At 41.9% G+C, this 18,153-nt stretch carries 13 protein-coding genes; 4 read left to right on the top strand and 9 right to left on the bottom strand.

The window, feature by feature from the left end; all coding sequences use genetic code 11:
• Positions 1–58 precede the first annotated feature (58 nt).
• From AK825_RS07925 to yajC, 6 genes are all read right to left on the bottom strand, one after another.
• On the bottom strand, positions 59–418 hold the full coding sequence (locus AK825_RS07925; RefSeq protein ID WP_068036074.1) for an AzlD domain-containing protein: 360 nt from the start codon (positions 416–418) through the stop codon (positions 59–61).
• Positions 411–1,052, bottom strand: coding sequence for an AzlC family ABC transporter permease (locus AK825_RS07920; protein WP_227514154.1), 642 nt, complete (start codon positions 1,050–1,052; stop codon positions 411–413). Before AK825_RS07920 ends, AK825_RS07925 begins: the two co-directional genes overlap by 8 nt.
• Before the next feature lie 217 nt (positions 1,053–1,269).
• Entirely contained in the window at positions 1,270–2,670 is a 1,401-nt protein-coding gene (locus AK825_RS07915) for an MATE family efflux transporter (protein WP_068036070.1), read from the bottom strand.
• A 209-nt stretch (positions 2,671–2,879) separates the two neighbouring features.
• Positions 2,880–4,157: a protein translocase subunit SecF gene (gene secF, locus AK825_RS07910; RefSeq protein WP_068036068.1), complete on the bottom strand. Its 1,278-nt coding sequence runs from the start codon at positions 4,155–4,157 to the stop codon at positions 2,880–2,882.
• 9 nt (positions 4,158–4,166) lie between these two features.
• A complete protein-coding gene (gene secD, locus AK825_RS07905; RefSeq protein ID WP_068036066.1) occupies positions 4,167–6,044 on the bottom strand; it encodes a protein translocase subunit SecD in 1,878 nt (625 codons plus the stop codon).
• A gap of 345 nt (positions 6,045–6,389) precedes the next feature.
• On the bottom strand, positions 6,390–6,668 hold the full coding sequence (gene yajC / locus AK825_RS07900; RefSeq protein WP_068036063.1) for a preprotein translocase subunit YajC: 279 nt from the start codon (positions 6,666–6,668) through the stop codon (positions 6,390–6,392).
• A 512-nt stretch (positions 6,669–7,180) separates the two neighbouring features.
• Between yajC and AK825_RS07895 the strand changes: the two genes are divergently transcribed.
• From AK825_RS07895 to AK825_RS07885, 3 genes are all read left to right on the top strand, one after another.
• Complete coding sequence (locus AK825_RS07895; protein WP_227514037.1) at positions 7,181–8,485, top strand: hemolysin family protein; 1,305 nt, start codon at positions 7,181–7,183, stop codon at positions 8,483–8,485.
• 364 nt (positions 8,486–8,849) lie between these two features.
• Entirely contained in the window at positions 8,850–9,344 is a 495-nt protein-coding gene (locus AK825_RS07890; protein ID WP_068036061.1) for a hypothetical protein, read from the top strand.
• Positions 9,345–9,675: 331 nt separating this feature from the next.
• Positions 9,676–12,672, top strand: coding sequence for a LysM peptidoglycan-binding domain-containing protein (locus tag AK825_RS07885; RefSeq protein WP_068036059.1), 2,997 nt, complete (start codon positions 9,676–9,678; stop codon positions 12,670–12,672).
• Between the two features lie 122 nt (positions 12,673–12,794).
• Here the strand turns inward: AK825_RS07885 and AK825_RS07880 are convergent, their stop codons facing one another.
• Both AK825_RS07880 and AK825_RS07875 read right to left on the bottom strand, forming a co-directional pair.
• Positions 12,795–14,000: a transglycosylase SLT domain-containing protein gene (locus AK825_RS07880; protein WP_068036057.1), complete on the bottom strand. Its 1,206-nt coding sequence runs from the start codon at positions 13,998–14,000 to the stop codon at positions 12,795–12,797.
• A 1,001-nt stretch (positions 14,001–15,001) separates the two neighbouring features.
• Positions 15,002–15,844: a Nif3-like dinuclear metal center hexameric protein gene (locus AK825_RS07875; protein WP_068036055.1), complete on the bottom strand. Its 843-nt coding sequence runs from the start codon at positions 15,842–15,844 to the stop codon at positions 15,002–15,004.
• 348 nt (positions 15,845–16,192) lie between these two features.
• On the opposite strand from AK825_RS07875, the gene AK825_RS07870 reads away from it, so the two are divergent.
• Positions 16,193–17,539 (top strand): trypsin-like peptidase domain-containing protein, encoded by a 1,347-nt coding sequence (locus AK825_RS07870; RefSeq protein ID WP_068036054.1) that lies wholly within the window; start codon positions 16,193–16,195, stop codon positions 17,537–17,539.
• A 101-nt stretch (positions 17,540–17,640) separates the two neighbouring features.
• Here AK825_RS07870 and yfaE read toward each other — a convergent pair whose 3' ends face one another.
• Entirely contained in the window at positions 17,641–17,907 is a 267-nt protein-coding gene (yfaE, locus tag AK825_RS07865) for a class I ribonucleotide reductase maintenance protein YfaE (protein ID WP_068036052.1), read from the bottom strand.
• Between the last annotated feature and the right edge of the window lie 246 nt (positions 17,908–18,153).

Below are 18,153 nucleotides of genomic sequence, written 5' to 3'. Positions count from 1 at the left end.
TTATGAATCCAGCCTTTTTTATTGTGTCTAATTTGAAGTTATTAGTTTAAAAAAACTATTAACTTAAAAAGTTATTTAATAGCCAAAGTAGAGCATTAATCGCTGCGATACCGACGACCATGCTTACCAATAACTGACGGCTGACATGGTACATAATGAGCACTAGCGCTAATGCACCAATCTGAGCCAGTAATAATTGTACTTGTGCGCTATTTAGCCCGGTACTAGCGGATAAGTCTTGATATGAGAGGCTAGTTAAAATTAATAACACCATGACTGATAGCGGTAGGCTCTCATTTAGTCGATGCAGCCAAGGCGTATCAAGAAGCTTTTTGGGTATCAAGGCGGGAATAGCACGAGTAATAAAAGTAACTCCGGCCATAGCGAAAGTGGCTGCAATCAAATAGCTGCTATTCATTAGTCTCTCCTGTTACTTTACGCTGTACCCAAAAACCACGTGCCAAAATCATCAGCATACAAATGGTAATTGCTACTAACAACAGCCAGTTGCTAGTAAATAATGAGGCGATAGCCAAAGCAATGACAGCGATACCGATAGGAAAGTAGCGTTTAATACTTTGGAACTGCTCGTAAGCCAAAATTGCAAATAAACAAACCAATGCAAAGTCTAAGTGTGGCACCAAGTCGCTAAGAGCGCTGCCTATCATTACTCCAATAATAGAGGCCAATACCCACCAGCTTTGGTTAAACAAACTTATCGGTAGTATGAGTGCGCGCCGCATCTCATTGGGTAAGCTAGTCATTACTGAAAACGTCTCATCAGTAAGGGCAAACAAGCAGTAAGCTTTAGCGATTTTGTGCGTAGGAAAATACTGTAGCAGTGGCATCCCATAGAACACGTGACGTAGGTTGATGGCTGCAATGTTGGTCGCCATACTACCAATCGGCAAACCGGCACTAAGCATCGGTAGACAAGCGTATTGTGCAGCGCCTGCGTACAAGACGACACTCAACATAATAGTTGCCCATATTGGTACTCCAGCGACCTGAGCAAGAACGCCAAAGGCGATACCTGCAGGTAGGTAGCCCATGGCAACTGGAATGCTTTTTTTGAAGCCCTCTGCCCACTGATAGGTAGAGTCTTGATGTTGTTCAGAGTAAGTGTTCACGAGATATCCTAAGATTGTCTGACTTTGCTATTTATTAAAGACTTTTTCGTTACAAATTTTTGTTCACGTAAATGATGACTGTCAAGCTATGTTTCCTTCAAGCTAAGCTTCTTTCAAATTAGGCCTCTTTTGTAGGCTATCAAATTGGCTGTAATTTTTCATAGCTACCTGTTCTATGTGCATGGTATAAAAAGCCACTGAGAATAAACATGCGTAATAATAACAAGCACCAAACACTGAGCCAAATACCCGTCATATCCCACTGCTGATATAGCAGCCAGCTAAGCGGAAAAAAGATAACGGCTAATATCAAGGCGGCATTACGAATGACATGGCCTGCGGTTAGACCAAAAAATATTCCATCGAGCCAATAAGCGCCCACACCAATGAGTGGTAGCAATATCGCATAACCTTGATAAGCATTGGTTAAGGTAAAGACCGTTTCAATATTGGTCATGAGATCTAGATAGGTAGGCATTGCAAGCCACCAAATCGCGCTTAATAGTAAGGCGAGACCGTAGCTGACCACTCCTGTACGCTTTACGATAATACGAAAGCGCGGCCAATCTCGCCGCCCTGCTGCTTGACCACTTAAGGTCTCAGCTGACACTGCCACACCATCAAGTGCGAAGGCTGAAATGCTCAATACTTGCAATAAAATTGCATTGGCTGCCAAAACCAAATCGCCACTTTGAGCGGATAGACGAGTAATCCATGCAAAACTTAAGGTTAAAATGAGCGTACGAATAAAAATATCTTTATTTAGCGAGAATAGCCTAAGCATTTTGTTTTTAGTAAAGTGCTGTGGATCAACCTCAAAAAAGGCCATCCAAGTCAATTGCAAATTCCGACGACTAAGCCATAACGCTAATACAACCCCTGACCAAAATGCGATAGTAGTCCCTAGAGCAACGCCAGCTATTCCCAACTGCATACCATAGACAAAAAACAGCGTCAGAATGATATTAAGGATGGCAATAAAACCTTGCTGATAGAGCATATAGCGAGTCTTACCTTGCCCTGCAAACCAGCCAATAAAGGCAAAGTTCATTAGCTCAGCTATGACACCCCAAAAGCGCACATCTAGATAAATCTTTGCAGCAGCACCACTATCAGGATTGGCTGACAACGCTTGCAAGCCAAAATCTATGAGCCAAGGCTTCGCTAGTAGGAGCACTAGACCAATGACGACGGCTAGTAAGAGCGCACGCTGCAAAATAGACAGGAGCGGTGATGCTTTATGCTGCAAGTTTATAGAGTCGTTATTATCAGCAAGTTGCCCTAAAGCCTGTGCGGATAAACCAGAAGACGCATACTGCAAAAAGTTAAAGCTAACGAGTAATAGGGACAAAAGCTGTATCGCTAGCCCCATACCTGCAAGCTTTGCTGCATCATTCATATTGCCGACGATAGCCGTATCAATCACGCTTTGTAGTGGCATCGCTAAGTTTGCTAGTAATACTGGAACGGCAATCGCGATAATGCGCGTATAGCGAGTATCAATAGGTGGCATAGCTTTTGGCGGGGTAGTCGTTGGCATAAAATGATCGCTTGTGCATAAAACACAGATGATAGTACCCGTCAGTGTATTGCATAGGTGCGGGATGAGCTTGTACTATTCGATATATTTGGTAATTATATAAAGATAAAAGCACCTAACTAATAGGTGCTTTTATTCGATGCTTTAGTTATGTTTAGGACAATGCTGCTATTGTTAAAAGTCAGCATTATCCAAACAACTTTTTAAGATTAGTCTTGTTCAAACATCTTTGGGTCATTGAAAGTAACAATCTCTTCCTCAAACTCAGGCTTCACTTTAACGATGAAATCATCGCGTGATAGACCCATTCGAAGAGGGATAGAGCTAGCGATATAGGTTGATGAATAAGTACCAGCAAGTAGACCAATGAATAGTGCTACTGAGAACCAATACAATCCATCACCGCCCAAGAACATCATTGCTAATACAACTAACAATACCGTTGAAATAGTCATAATAGTACGACGCAGGGTCTCTGTTAATGACAGATCAACCGTCTGATAAGGACTGATGCCACGGACACGGCGGAAGTTTTCACGAATACGGTCATAGACGACAATAGTATCGTTCAATGAATAGCCAATCAATGCCAAGATAGCTGCTAATACGGTTAAGTCGAATGGAAAGCCGAATAATGCAAAGACACCGATGGTGACGATAGCATCATGAAATAATGACATTACTGCGCCAAGCGATAGCTTAAATTGGAAGCGTAGGGCCACATAACCAAGCATACAAACCAGTGCCAGCACTAAAGCCATTACTGAGTTTAAGTACACCTCATTACCGACTTGGCTACCGATAATATTAACGTTACTGATATCAGCATTATTATTGGGTAGGGCTAGTGCTTGAGTCAGACTTGCGCTTAGTCCGTCAATATTATCAGATTGTGGTGGCAAACGTACTAATAGCTCTTGACGGGTGCCTAGATACTGTACGACAGCATCATCAAAACCATTATCAGCCAGCGCTTGTACGACTTCGACTTGCTCCGCAGGCTGCTCATAACGCACGTCTGCTGAAACCCCGCCAGTAAAGTCTAAACCTAAGTTAAGTCCATTCACAGCAATCGCAATGATACTACCAATCACCATCAATAGAGATAAAATTGCCATAGGCTTTTCTATCTTCATAAATGGAATAATGCGCTGATTACCAACCGCTTTAATGCCGCCTTCTTTTACAGCAGCGTCATCAGCAGCACTATCAATTAGGTGGTTATGATCGTTATCAACAGCAGCGTTAGATGCTTGGGTGCTCAATGCCTGATTATCTTTAGTGCCTTGTCCACTACGACGAGATTTATCTTTGCCAGTTTTTGCAGTTGTAGGGTTATTAGTTTGGGTATTGCTACCTTTACCATCACGACGTGGCTTATTACGGCGACGACGTTTATTGTTTTCGTTAGGATTGTCACCGCCACCTGAGCTGCTAGATGTCGGCGTATTATTGTTCTTTGGGGGATTATTCTGTTCAATCGCCATATTATTCTCCTAGCCGATGCTCAAACGTTTGATAGATTTACGCTTACCATAAGCAATTTGTACCAGTGCGCGTGTTACCAAAATCGCGGTAAACAGCGAGCTGACGATACCAATAGCTAAAGTAATCGCAAAGCCTTTAATCGGACCAGTACCGATCGCAAATAAGATAAATGCGACCAATAACGTGGTGATGTTGGCATCGAAAATACTACTAAAAGCACGGTCGAAGCCTGCCACGATTGCAGATTTTGGCCGCACTCCGTTTGCCAGCTCCTCTCGGATACGCTCAAAGATTAGTACGTTGGCATCTACTGCCATACCGATGGTCAAAACCACGCCAGCAATACCCGGTAAGGTAAGCGATGAGCCTAAAATTGACATAATCGCGATAATAATAATAACGTTAACTGCTAGCGCTACGTTGGCAATTACCCCAAACAAGCGATAAAAAATAATCATAAAGGCGAATACTAATAGATAACCGACCTGAGTAGAAAACAGACCTTTAGCAATGTTTTCTTGACCTAATGAAGGTCCAATCGTCCGTTCTTCAACGAAATACATCGGTGCAGCCAGTGCTCCTGAACGTAATAGTAGTGCAAGCTCAGCAGCTTCAGCATTACTATCAAGCCCTGTAATACGGAATGATGAGCCTAATACCGCTTGAATATTAGCGCGGTTAATGACTTTGGTCTCAGCATAAGGAGTGCGTACTTCGACAGATTCACCAGTAGTAGGGTCTTCTTCGTAAGTGATTCTTTGCTTATTTTCAATAAACAATACCGCCATTTGGTCACCAACAGCAGTACGGGTAGCGTTTTGCATGAGCTTCCCGCCAGCGCTATCTAAAGTGATATTGACCTCAGGGCGACCGCTTTCATCAAGACTGGTCTGGGCATTGGTGACCTTATCACCAGTGACGATAGCTTGACGCTCTAGTAATACTGGCGGACCATCAAGCGTTTCGAACGGGAACGATTCAGTACCAGCAGGAGGTATACCACCCATGAAGTTTTCGCTGTCTTTAGCGACTAGGCGGAACTCAAGGTTTGCAGTACGACCAAGTACACGTTTGGCTTCAGCGGTATCCTGTACACCAGGTAACTCGACAACGATACGGCTAGCACCTTGTGACTGTACTAAGGCTTCGGTAACGCCAAGCTCAGCAATACGGTTGCGTAGAGTCGTTAAGTTTTGATTAACTGCATAGCTATTAATCTCATCCAGCGTCGCATCGTTATATGCCATGATTAGCGCAGGGCCTTGGTCATCGATAGAGGACTGCAAACTAAAATTCAACCCCATTGAGCCTTGTAAAACATTTTGCGCACGGTTACGCGCGTCGGTATCAGCAAAATGCAATATGATACCTTGAGCCTCAGTTTTAATGCCTTTGACTGCGACACGCTCGGCCCTTAGCTCACGGCGCACGTCACGACTCGCACTGGTCAGACGCTGCTCTAAGGCTTTGTCCATATCCACTTCTAGAACGAAACGTACCCCGCCACGTAGATCTAGACCCAGCTTCATCGGCTTTGCGCCGATATCACGGAGCCACTGCGGTGTTGTTTGTGCTAAGTTAAGCGCAACCACATAATCATCGCTAAGATTTTTCTTTAGGACTTCTTGTGCTTTGAGCTGAGAGACTGGATTGTCTAAGCGTACCAGTGCGCTGTTGCCCTCAAAAGTGCCATCATGGTAGCTTATACCAGCTTCTTTTAGCAGGCTTTCTGACTCGGTCAAAATGCCTTCAGATAGCTGAGTACCCGCTGCAGCACTAGTAATCTGCACAGCAGGTTCATCAGGATAAAGGTTGGGAGCAGCATACAGACCAGCAATGATCAGCACGACGGTAATGAGTAAGTATTTCCAAGCGGGATATTGCATAATCACTTCTTTAAGTTGATAAAGTACTGGCGACGCAGGCCACAAGTCAGCAGATGGGACGTTCGTGATTACAATGGATAACTACCGCAATTAGTATGAGTAATTATTCACCATTGAGATCATCCGCTATGATAAGAGAACGTAAAGCTAAGCATCATAAAACAACTACACTATGAATCGTAATATATACGATAGAAGGTAAGTCCGCTATCGTCAGTCAGTTAGGTAACTAATTTGACAATCTAGTAGCAGAAAATGACCGTAAAACGTTAACGGCCATTTTTATCAATATACTGGTTGATACTAAGATAATGAATGTTAGGCGTGAAGCTTTACCATTAACATTTATACGCTCTCTATAGTACCTGTAGGCAATACTGAAATAACAGAAGCGCGCTGTACTTTAATGTCGGTATTGTTGTTTAAGCTTACAATAGCGTAGTCGCCTTCAAGGCCTTTGATACGACCCATAAGTCCGCCAGCAAAAATCACTTCGCTACCAACGGTCAAAGCATTTACCATGGCACGATGTTCTTTGGTACGTTTAGACTGTGGACGGATCACTAAAAAGTAAAAAATAGCAAAAAAGGCGACTGGTAATAATATTTGACCGAATGCTTCCATATCTCTCTCAATAAATTATAGATAATAGTAAAATTAAACGCATAGTAACAAAAAATCCCAAGCTTGGTAACTGTTAATCATGGGATGAGTGTATTTTCCTTGGCGCACTGGCATACTAGCAGCCGATATCTATTACGACAATCCTTTTAAAGCATTATCTATAAAAATAAAAGCGGCTGTATATAAGACTATATTACGTAACCAGATATTGAAGTTACATCTGTTTAACACCATGAATAGCCATGCTAATCGCACAACTTTTTATTTATAATGGATTTTTTCTAGACAGGTAGATAGCATGACATTTTATTGTTAAATATAAGCATCGGTGCTAATATCAAATTGTTGATTATGTTTCTTGTCGATGCTGATAGTAGCTGGTTTGTAGCTCTATTACACAGTGCTATTTTTATTAGATGAGAGCTAACCGCTACCAGTCATTATATTTACTAGCAATAAAACTCATTGTATTTTATCCTTTTTCATTCTCTTTTTTGTTTAGGTTACCTAACTTGTTCACCACTTTTTCATTTATACCTCGTCTATGTCGTCCGCGCGCTTATCGTAAAGAAGCGTCTGCTGAACCTCCCCCGACGACACATGATTACACATGCCCTAGCAATAAGTCCGCATTTGGTTTATCAGCGCTGATAGCTGTACCAATGGTTTTTTTACCTCATTCAGCATTGGCTGTTGAAGCTTCGGCCATAGCTGCCCCAACTGCTGCAAGTATTGCTCTGTTAGTATTCTTTGTTGCTATTGCCATTGGTGTGTCATTTGTCTGCTCCTTAGCAGAGTCAGCATTACTTAGTATGACCCCGTCATATATTGCTGATGTTGAAGAAAGCAATCCCAAAAAAGCAAATATGCTAAGACGTCTGAAGATTGATAATATTGATCAATCGCTAGCGGCTATTTTGACGTTGAATACTGTAGCACACACATTAGGTTCGATTGGCGCTGGTGCACAGGCAACGATTGTCTTTGGTAGCGCCTGGTTTGGACTGTTTTCTACGATTATGACTTTGGCAATCTTGTTTTTATCTGAGATTATTCCAAAAACACTAGGAACAGTATATTGGCGTCAGTTAAGCGGTATGGTTGCTTACTTTGTACGTGGTATTATTCTTCTTCTATATCCTCTCATTTGGTTCTCAGAGCGTTTGACCAAATTGCTTGTGCGCGGTAAAGAGACTCATGTCTTTAGTCGTCGCGAGTTTGCAGCTCTTGCTAGTATTGGCGAAGAATCAGGTCAAATCGATCCACTAGAATCACGAATCATTCGTAATTTACTCGCGTTTGGCGCGATTAAAGTCGAAGATATCATGACACCGCGTTCGGTGATGCTGGCATTTGAGCAAAACAAAACAGTCGCCGAAGTGCTGGCTGATCGTCCAAAACTGACTTTTTCGCGGTTACCTATTTATGATGGTGATCTAGATAATATTACTGGTTTTGTATTAAAAACAGATATGTTGTTAGCGAAAGTCAATCATGCTATGCATAAGCCGTTAACGCAGTTTCAACGCGAGATTACTTTTGTATTCTCAAAAATGAAGCTATTCGATTTATTAGAATTAATGCTAAAAAACCGTATTCATATTGCAATCACGGTAGGCGAATATGGTGAGGTTAAAGGTCTAGTGACTTTAGAGGATGTCTTCGAGACTTTATTAGGGCTTGAGATTGTCGATGAGATAGATCGTGTTGAAGATATGCAAGCATTAGCACGACAAATGATGGACAGACGAGTAGAGCGTTTGGGCATGAAGCTTAACGATGATGAACAGACGATAGATGATAATACGAAACCTTAAAACTCATTGATAAGCTACTGAAAGTTTTTGAAAAAAGTTATTGGCTATATGTAGTAGGAGAATAGGCAGGTATGCACGCAATAATTACACATGACGTTACATGGGTGTGAGGATTTAATGCTAGGCTAAAACTGCCTCTTAAAAAGCTTAAATTAACTTTAAGTAGTGGATTAACTGTACTGTGTAGCTTGTCATGGCAACCTATTATTTCTTATCAGGTACGACGTCAAATAAGTATAGATAATGACTATGCCGATATATCAAAGTTGATATGTCAAACAGCTCATTCGATTATAAAAATATCAATAGAATAGAGCCACTTAACAAAAACTAGATAATAAAAGAGATACCGCTAAGGATCACAATGAAACGATTATGGAATAAAGGGCTATTAGCTCTATTTATTAAAAGTGCTAGCGTAGCTACGCTAGCGGCTGTAGTTGGTACGGTTGCTATTAATGCCCAAGCAGCAACGATGAGTGAAGGCTTGGTGCAGAACTATGCAGCTGCAATGAAATCAGCTGCTAACAATAAAAGCATCAACCAAGTTGCTACCCTAGTGTCTGATGATGCATTGATTTCATTATCTAGAAAAGGAAAATCTACTAGCCTTGACAAAAATGCTTACTTAAAATTACTGCAAGATAGTTGGAATCAAACTTCAAACTATCGCTATGATATCAGCGTTGATAACATTGTCACTACTGGCTCACAAGCTAAAGCAAACGTTAAGACGGTTGAGAGTTGGGTAAAAGACGGCAAAAACGTTTCGTTTGTGACCACATCAAGAGTTACGCTTACTTTATCTACTGGGAACGCTGTGTTATTACGTGCAGTATCACAGGTAACTATTGATTGAAGTAATTGCTAATTAAATTAATTACTGATTGAAGTAATCATTTATTAAAGTAGCTGTTAATTTATTAGAGTGAATAATGGCTAGATAATTATTCGGCTAGCATTCGTTGGCTGAAAAACTGTTTAATAAGCCAGTTATTGTCACTAGTGATTACCGTCACTAGTGAAGAGTAAGCGCTAAAAATATAGCCAAAAATAAGACATCTAACCGTATTATTCTAAATTTTATAGACAATCTTCTACAGAAGTATAGTTTTTGGTTTGCATTGCATACTATACTGTCGATTAACTTTATTTTTATCACTTTTTGTCGTTAGGAAAATTCTATCATCATGTCTACTGTGTCATTAAAATCCCGCTCATTTATTGCTTTACCACTGACGCTTGCGGTGTCGACTTTGCTTATTAGCGCATGTAGTAATACGTCAGCAGTGAAAGGTACAGGCGCTACCAATAGCTCGCCTGTTGTGACTAAGCGTCCAGCTAATCAGTCTGGAGCTGCTCGGCCAACCACAAGTGATGATTACTCGACTGCATTTTTGGATGCAGAGAGCTTAGATGAGTTGGCGGACTTATTAGAAGCTACTGACATGACGATGGTGGAAGATAACAAACTTGCTATTCAACAGTACGGTGATTTATGGAATCGCTTGCGTGCTGGTTATCGTATGAATGGTGGTCAGCCTATCTATAACCAACGGATTGAAGGACAGAAAAGTTGGTTTACCAGCAGACAAGACTATCTAAACCGCTTAACTGCGCGTGCAAGTCGTTATATTTATCATACGGTACGTGAAGCTGAGCGCCGTAATATTCCCACTGAGCTTGCTTTGCTGCCAGTCATCGAAAGCTCCTATGATCCAAGTGGTACAAGTAGTGCAGCAGCAGCAGGCTTGTGGCAGTTTATTCCAAGTACTGGTCGTATCTATGGTCTGAATCAAAGTAGCACCTACGATGGTCGTCGTGATGTCATTGAATCAACACGTGCAGCTTATGACTTCTTGACAGCGTTACATAATCAGTTTGGTAGTTGGGAGTTAGCATTAGCCGCTTACAATGCTGGTCCTGGTCGTGTGCAAAGGGCAATTGATGCCAATGCGGCAAACGGATTACCAACTGACTACTGGTCACTCAGACTGCCTACTGAAACCATGAACTATGTACCGCGTTTTTTGGCTGTTGCCGAAATCGTTGCTAAGCCTGAGCAATATGGTGTTTATTTACCCGCCATTGCCAACCGTCAGCATTTTCGCAGTGTGCCAGTTAACTACGGCGTAAGCTTGGCCGAAGTAGCCCAAGTTACTGGGGTTAGTTATGACGAACTAGAAAGATTAAATACTGCGCTAACGTCAGGACGTATCGATTCATCAGGCCCGCAGCGTATTATTATTCCTAATGACGTTAATACCAACCTTGATGCTAAGCTTATATCGTTGAGAGGGAATGGTACAGGTAATATACTTGCTTCAAGCAGTACGAGTAGCTCAAGCAGTACCACTACGACGCCAAGCTATAATGGCAAACCGTACACCAGCTCATCATTACCTTCTACTGGTAGCGGTTTGGCTGATTATGCTGCTACTGCTAGCGTTCCACAGCAAACAACCAGTTATATTTCGCCAACGCTGACATCGACTAGTAGCTCTGGATATAACAGCAACTCATCTATCCGTAATGAACCACCTATTACTAGTAAAGAGACCAGCAAGATTAATGCTGAGCTACAAAGCAGTAATAGTTTGCCAACTACTTCAGCTCAAATTACACAAAATAATACCATTGTTCAAGAGCCGCCTCTTAGTAAAGAAGAGCGTGATTTCATTGCCAATCAGATTCGAACTAAAACGACTGAAACCAATGTAATCAATGCTGACGGTAATATCAATCTATCAGCGGTACAGACTCAGCAGTCTATCTTAGAAGCGAGTGGGGAAGAGAAAAAACTTAGCTTTGCAAAAACGCCAGTGAGTAAGCCAAAACCTCAAGGCACACGTACCACTTATACCGTAAAACGTGGTGATACCTTATCTAATATTGCTAGTCGTGCTGGGGTAAGCTGGCGCGATATCACTGAGTGGAATCAAATAGATTCCAAAGCAAAGTTATTGTCTGGTAGCACCCTGTATTTGTATAATGCGAAGACTATTGAGCCACTAAGTAGTGCTAATACAACGACTGAAAGCCAGCCAGATAGCTATGTAGTGCAGTCGGGTGATACGCTCATCGGTACGGCTAATCGTTTTGGTTTATCCGTGACACAGCTAGCAAGTTACAATAATTTAAGTAGCCGTTCTGACTTAATGAGAGGGCAGAAGCTATGGTTGATACCCGGTAAAGTAACAGCGCCAGCTAGCACACCTGCTGCGCCGTCTTCTAAGCCTAGTAAATCTACCACTGCGACTAAGAACTATAAAGTTAAATCTGGTGATGGTTTGATTGCCTTAGCACGTCAATTTAATATCTCAACTGATGTTCTAGCTAGCCTCAATGGGATACGCACGACAGACTCGTTATACGTGGGTCAGACGTTGAAAATACCTGCCAGTGTTGACTTTACTTCTGCTAGCAACAACTCTAGTAGCACAAGTACAAATAGTAGTGCTAGCAGCTCAACCCCTACTAGTCGCTATACCGTAAAGTCAGGTGAGACGTTAATTGGGATTGCTAATAGCATCGGCGTAAGTGCAGAAGAAGTAGCAGCAGTTAATAGTAACTTTGATGCTAGAGCTCGCTTGCAACGCGGTCAGACGATTAAAGTACCAGTATCTAAGGCAGAAGTGAATCGTCAGTTAAATGATCAACCAATAAGCTATAAAGTACAATCTGGAGATAGTTTAACGGGCGTTGCCAGCCGCTACAATATCGGTGTCAGTGACTTGGCCTCAGCGAATGGTCTGAGTACGACTTCAAACTTGATACTTGGTCGCACTATTACTATTCCTGCTAGTGGCGGTAGTGTCAGTACCTCTAGTAACAGTAGTAGTGCCGCTTCTAGCAGCAGTAGCACCAGTACTGGCAAAAAACTTGGTAACACTGAGAATTACAAAGTACAGTCAGGTGATGGTTTGATCGCTCTAGCGCGCCGTTCTGGTATTTCAGTAGAAGACTTAGCGGCAACTAATAACCTAGCGACTAATGCTCAGTTACAGCGTGGACAGACAATCAAATTGCCTAAGGCGACAGTTAGATATACGGTTGGCTCTGGCGATAGTCTAATTGGGCTGGCACGTAAATATGGAGTCTCAACTCAAGAGCTTGCTGATATGAATAAAATCTCGGCAGATACTATGTTACAACGTGGTCAGCGTTTGACAGTACCTAATCGTTGATTTTAAATAGTATTTACTAAATAGTAAGTACTATTGGCAAAATGTTAACCAAAAAAAGCTGCTCTTATTATTAAGAGCAGCTTTTTTTATGTTTACGCCTTTTATCAACTCAGAGGTTAGGCCTAGACCATACGAGTTTTAATGGTTTCAAGATAACTTCTGATATTACTTACGTAGTGCATCGCTTGACCATATCGGCTATTTGAGGCTCTATTTTCTGATAGATAGGTATAGACGTTCGCCCAGTTTTTATCGTCAATACCTGCGTCACTAAGTTTGCGCTGAATACCTTTAATAGCATTAGGACCCATATTATAAGCAGCGAGTGCAAACCAAATCCGATCGGTCTTTGGCACATCAGCAAAGTCAGTTTTCATCTGCTCTAGATAACGAGCGCCACCGCCGATGCTTTGATAAGGGTCTACACGATCTGAGACCCCCATGGCTTTTGCAGTATTGTTGGTTAACATCATCAAACCACGTACACCTGTTGGCGATACTGCATTGGCATCAAGATGCGACTCTTGATAACCCATTGCCACCAGCAACTCCCAGTCATGATTGTAGTTACGCGCTTGCTCTTTAAAAGAAGACTGATAATCAGGCAGCTTTTCTGTCAGAGTCTTTTTAAAATGGTTTTGACTGTACGCATCTTTTAGCAAGTTCTGATTATAGAATGCTGCAAGCTTTTGCGTATTTTCGAGCTTGATGCTATCACATAAAAAGTAACTGGCCTTTTGTGACAATGGATCATCAGCTTGGTTGAACGTCCAGCTGACTTTTGGATGCAAGCCATTTTTAGTCAAGCTAGCATCATAACCGCAGCTGACATTGACCGACGATAGATTAAGCTGACTTTTTAGCTGCGTGCTAGCAGTAGTTAATGCCATATCAGCACTACCTGATTTTAGCGCTCGCAATGCTGCTTCTTCGCTCGCATAAGCCTTTAGATCAACCTTGACTCCCAGCTCATCAGCGTAGCTACGTACCAGATCATAACCAAAGCCATGTTGGAAACCATCGGTCGCAAAATAGGTGCTATCTCCAGGGACAGCTGCGATAGTTAGCGTCTCCTCCAGCATGACGTGATCATACGCTGGCACTTTTGGGTCCATCATTGTCAGACTCTCAGCAGGTAAAGAGAGTAGGGCAATACTCGATACTTGTGCCATTTTTTTAGTCTTGGCAAAACGGTTTGACTTAGTAGGGGTAACGGATGAAACGATGTTACTTTTGGTGCTAAGTGTGCGCTTAGGACGCAGTAAATAAGAAATACGGCGTTTAGCACCTTGCGCAGATACTTTGACACGATAAGTAATACGCTGCATGGATGTCTCCTGATTTTAGCCATCCTACTTACCGTAAAGCTGCAATTATCGTCATGACTATCCAAACAGCTATTCTAAATAACTAAACAGCAGATAGACGATAAGATTGCATCTTAAATGATGATAGGCTCTTTAATAGCACAAGCACTACCGCATCTTGTATCAATATAGATATTATTATCATAAAGGCTTTCAATATAAGGTTTAATAATAAACCCATAAAAAGCCTTATAAACCGTATGCTTAAGCTATAGACGTAACATAAACTAAGCAGCATAAATAAAGGTAACAGGTAATGACAGTTATGTCACCTTTACCGATAACGGACTAAAATATGACTAAAATACTATATTGAACATAGGTAAGGTCATGAATAAGTTATTGAGACAAATGCATAAGTAATAATATTGTTGTAAAAGTAAGCGGCTATATTGATCTTAACCAAAATTAATTCTACTGTACTATCACTAGCAGATTCAGCAGCCTATGAATAACTGATAAGGCAGCATATTGCTAATACACTAATGTCCAGCAATGTTGATCATTAACCATATGAGTTTTGTCGTATCAAATGTTTTTAGCGCAAATGACACGTCATTTCTTAAAGTTAATGTACACAATCATTGCAACGTTAAGCTGAGAGAATACTAGTTATCCGTAATCTGTCATAGATATACGGATAATCGCTCATTAGCTCAACGTTATAACCGGAGGCCATAGTAAATGGGAAGTTTCATGACAAAACGTTCTTTCGCAAGTTAACTTTATGCGGTTTATAACACCATTATTCAAGTAAAGTTAATAAAAGAGTGATAAAACTTAACAATTAAGGAATAGACGGTCAAAAATAGCCATTATATTCGTATAAGTGAATAAAGTCTATTTTCTCAAAGGTTAAAGGGGTTGAGCTGGTTAAAGATTATGAGCTCGTCAATATCTCGCACTGATAAAAGCTGGTTATCTAGAATGCTGATTATGTGCAGAATGCTGGTCATGTAGAGCTATGCGGGATTGTCAATGTCTATAAATGTGACTGGCAGTCCAAAATGCTCAGTAACCAGTTTACCTAACGCCTGAATGCCGCCTCGTTCTGTCGCATGATGACCACAGGCAAAATAGTCAATCCCAAGCTCTCGGGCACTATGAGTAGTGCGCTCAGATATTTCACCAGAGATATAGGCATCACAGCCCATCGCCGCCGCTTGCTCAATCATATCTTGTGCACCGCCTGTGCAGAGACCCACACGTTCAATCATTTTTGGTGCTGTAACATTGGTTTGATCTGATTGGTCATTCGCAGAATAGTGATAGTTACCTGAAATATGTAGAGGGACGCGTCCCAATGCTTGAGTAATCGTTTGGATTAATGTTTCAGCACTTTGCGGAGTACAGATAGCGATATTGCCGACAGGGTGCGATTCATGAGGATAAAGCGCTTCGGTAATGGTTAATCCTAGCATCTCAGCGAGCTTGGCATTATTACCGATGGTAGGGTGCGCATCAAGGGGTAGATGATAGCCAATCATAGAGATACCGTGTTGCATCAATTTACGAATGCGTCTACCTTTCATACCAGTGATAGGCTCAGGTTCACCTTTCCAAAAGTAGCCATGATGTACCATGATGGCATCAGCTTTTGCCTCAATTGCAGCATCGATTAAGGCTTCACAGGCAGTAACGCCTGTAACAATGCGTCTGATAGGCTGTCCGCCATCTACTTGCAATCCATTAGGTGCATAGTCTTTAAAGGCACTCGCAGATAGATAGTCATCGCAAAATTGGGTCAAGGCTTGTGCGGTAATCGCTGTATTTGATGGTTCAGTTAAAATATCTTTCGCGGTCATTGTGTGTCCTTATCATTTCAATTGATATAATGATTTCAGTTGGTCAAGCGAGCGTAATTGATAAACAAGTTTTTATGGCAATCATTCTAGCATGATGTTGTAAATGAGGAGATAAACCCCATAACTGAAATGGTACACGATACGTTACTATTTTATGGTGTTGCCAGTTATAATTTACCTACGTGAGCCTGTCTAATAGATAGTGTCTGACTTATTAATAGCTGATTTACAGCAGCTTATCAACCGATTAATAACCGGTTAACAGCACCTACTTAATAACAATTTAATCGCAATCTTCTCACCACATTTATCACTGTCTGTCCGTATCAAATTTATAGAGGTTTATATATGTCGTCATCCCCAAACACCAACAATAAGGCAACTCTGTGGAAGTGGTTGCCTTGGATATTACTGCTGATAATAATCGCAGCGTTTGTCTGGTTGTTTATGAGTATGAAGGCACCATCTGAGACAACGTGGGAGCCACCAAGGACGACGGCTGCTGAGCAGGAAGCGTTAGCACCTACTTCTGATAAGCCAGCACCCATCGCTTCTTATCACAATGCGGTGGCGCGAGCCTCGCAGTCAGTGGTAAATATCTATACTACCCAAACGATGGCTGAGCATCCTTATATGGATGATCCAGTCTTACGCCGCTTCTTTGAGTTCCATGGCGGACCGCAAGGTCAAGGGCCGACTAACCTAGGTTCGGGTGTCATCGTGTCAGAGGATGGCTATATCGTCACTAATGCTCATGTCATTGAAAAAGCGGATGAGATTACCGTTGCCTTCAATGACGGCCGTAAAAGCCGCGCCAAAGTTATTGGTACTGACCCAGATAGTGATCTAGCAGTTATCAAGGTTGATATGACCGGACTGACGCCATTAGGTTTTCGTGAAGCGCCTAGTCGCGTTGGTGATTTAGCCTTAGCGATTGGTAATCCATTTGGGGTCGGTCAAACGGTCACTCAAGGGATTATTTCAGCGACTGGTCGTACTGGTCTTGGCGTTAATAAGTTTGAAGACTTTATTCAGACAGATGCGGCTATCAATCCAGGTAACTCAGGTGGCGCGCTCGTCGATGCTCGTGGTGAGCTAGTCGGTATCAACACCGTTATCTTCTCTCGCTCTGGCGGCTCGATGGGTATTGGCTTTGCCATTCCAACCGCTATCGTTGAGCAGGTCATGAACGCGCTCATTAAAGACGGTAGAGTTAGTCGCGGCTGGCTAGGTATCGAAATCCAATCGCAACTACGTGACCCAACGCGCCTTGAAACTTCAACAGGGGTAGAAGTCCTGAATGTCGTCGCTCAAGGTCCTGCTGCCAAAAGTGGTTTAAAAGTCGGTGATGTGATCTTGACGATTGATGGTATCGAGATGACTGATGCAAACAAGCTTATTCAATACGTAGCACGTAAAGCACCAACGACTGAGCTAAATGCACAAGTATTGCGCAATGGTCAAAACAAGCAGGTTAAGATATTGCTTGAAGAACGTCCTGCCCAAGAAGTCGTGGAGGTTGAAGAGCCAAGAATCTTGCATGATGACAGGTTGAATGGTCAAGGTAGTCCAGATAGTCAAGGCGAGCGGCAATATTACGATGATCCAAATGCGCCTATGATGTCGGAAGAAGAGCGTAATCGTATGCGTGAAGAGCTATTAAAGTTGTTTGAACAAGATGCTGCTGCCCAATAGTCAAGACAGATATATATAGCAAGCAGTCATGTATAAAAAAGCGCGCTATCTTATTTAGATAGCGCGCTTTTTATTGATTTTAACTTTTAATAAATGAGGTGTTATTTCACAATAGGTTCATGGTTGATATAAATCACGCCTTGCACACGGCAACAGCAAGGCAATATCTCATCATCCTCAATCATGGCTAATGGTTCAAATGGATAGTCCACCAAGTGTGAGCTGGCAATGCGCTTGACTCGGCAGCTACCACAATAGCCCTCGCGGCATTGATAGTTGACATCGTGTCCTGTACGTAGCAGCCCATCGAGCAGACTTTCATCATCATGCAGATAAAACTGTTTTTTACTGGTCATTACCCAAGTCATAGTTGATCCTATTTTAACTGGTTTGATTGTCCCAGTTTTCTTTGAGTGTTACCTTATTTAATTAGGGCGTGTTCATTTAGAGCGCGTCGAACGCAGCCTAATAAGTCCTTACTAAAACTAAAATGGCTTAAGCTTAAAGGATTAAGATTAAGCCATAACTATTAAGGTTAAGCGTTGCAAAGTTAAACTATTAAAAGTTAGATTTAAAATATTAGTCTTAGAGCATTAGCCTTTAAAATACCAGCC

It is taken from the genome of Psychrobacter sp. P11G5 (assembly GCF_001593305.1).
GTDB lineage: Bacteria > Pseudomonadota > Gammaproteobacteria > Pseudomonadales > Moraxellaceae > Psychrobacter.
The sequence above is the reverse complement of the archived record's forward strand: the minus strand, read 5'-3'. Positions and strand labels throughout refer to the sequence as shown.

What these genes read in the sequence shown, in the direction of transcription:
- yfaE (WP_068036052.1), bottom strand. Translation starts at nt 17,907, where the DNA reads ATGACTTGGGTAATGACCAGTAAAAAACAGTTTTATCTGCATGATGAT.
- secF (WP_068036068.1), bottom strand. Translation starts at nt 4,157, where the DNA reads ATGGCGATTGAACAGAATAATCCCCCAAAGAACAATAATACGCCGACA.
- AK825_RS07875 (WP_068036055.1), bottom strand. Translation starts at nt 15,844, where the DNA reads ATGACCGCGAAAGATATTTTAACTGAACCATCAAATACAGCGATTACC.
- AK825_RS07880 (WP_068036057.1), bottom strand. Translation starts at nt 14,000, where the DNA reads ATGCAGCGTATTACTTATCGTGTCAAAGTATCTGCGCAAGGTGCTAAA.
- yajC (WP_068036063.1), bottom strand. Translation starts at nt 6,668, where the DNA reads ATGGAAGCATTCGGTCAAATATTATTACCAGTCGCCTTTTTTGCTATT.
- AK825_RS07885 (WP_068036059.1), top strand. Translation starts at nt 9,676, where the DNA reads ATGTCTACTGTGTCATTAAAATCCCGCTCATTTATTGCTTTACCACTG.
- AK825_RS07925 (WP_068036074.1), bottom strand. Translation starts at nt 418, where the DNA reads ATGAATAGCAGCTATTTGATTGCAGCCACTTTCGCTATGGCCGGAGTT.
- AK825_RS07920 (WP_227514154.1), bottom strand. Translation starts at nt 1,052, where the DNA reads ATGGGCTACCTACCTGCAGGTATCGCCTTTGGCGTTCTTGCTCAGGTC.
- secD (WP_068036066.1), bottom strand. Translation starts at nt 6,044, where the DNA reads ATGCAATATCCCGCTTGGAAATACTTACTCATTACCGTCGTGCTGATC.
- AK825_RS07915 (WP_068036070.1), bottom strand. Translation starts at nt 2,670, where the DNA reads ATGCCAACGACTACCCCGCCAAAAGCTATGCCACCTATTGATACTCGC.
- AK825_RS07890 (WP_068036061.1), top strand. Translation starts at nt 8,850, where the DNA reads ATGAAACGATTATGGAATAAAGGGCTATTAGCTCTATTTATTAAAAGT.
- AK825_RS07870 (WP_068036054.1), top strand. Translation starts at nt 16,193, where the DNA reads ATGTCGTCATCCCCAAACACCAACAATAAGGCAACTCTGTGGAAGTGG.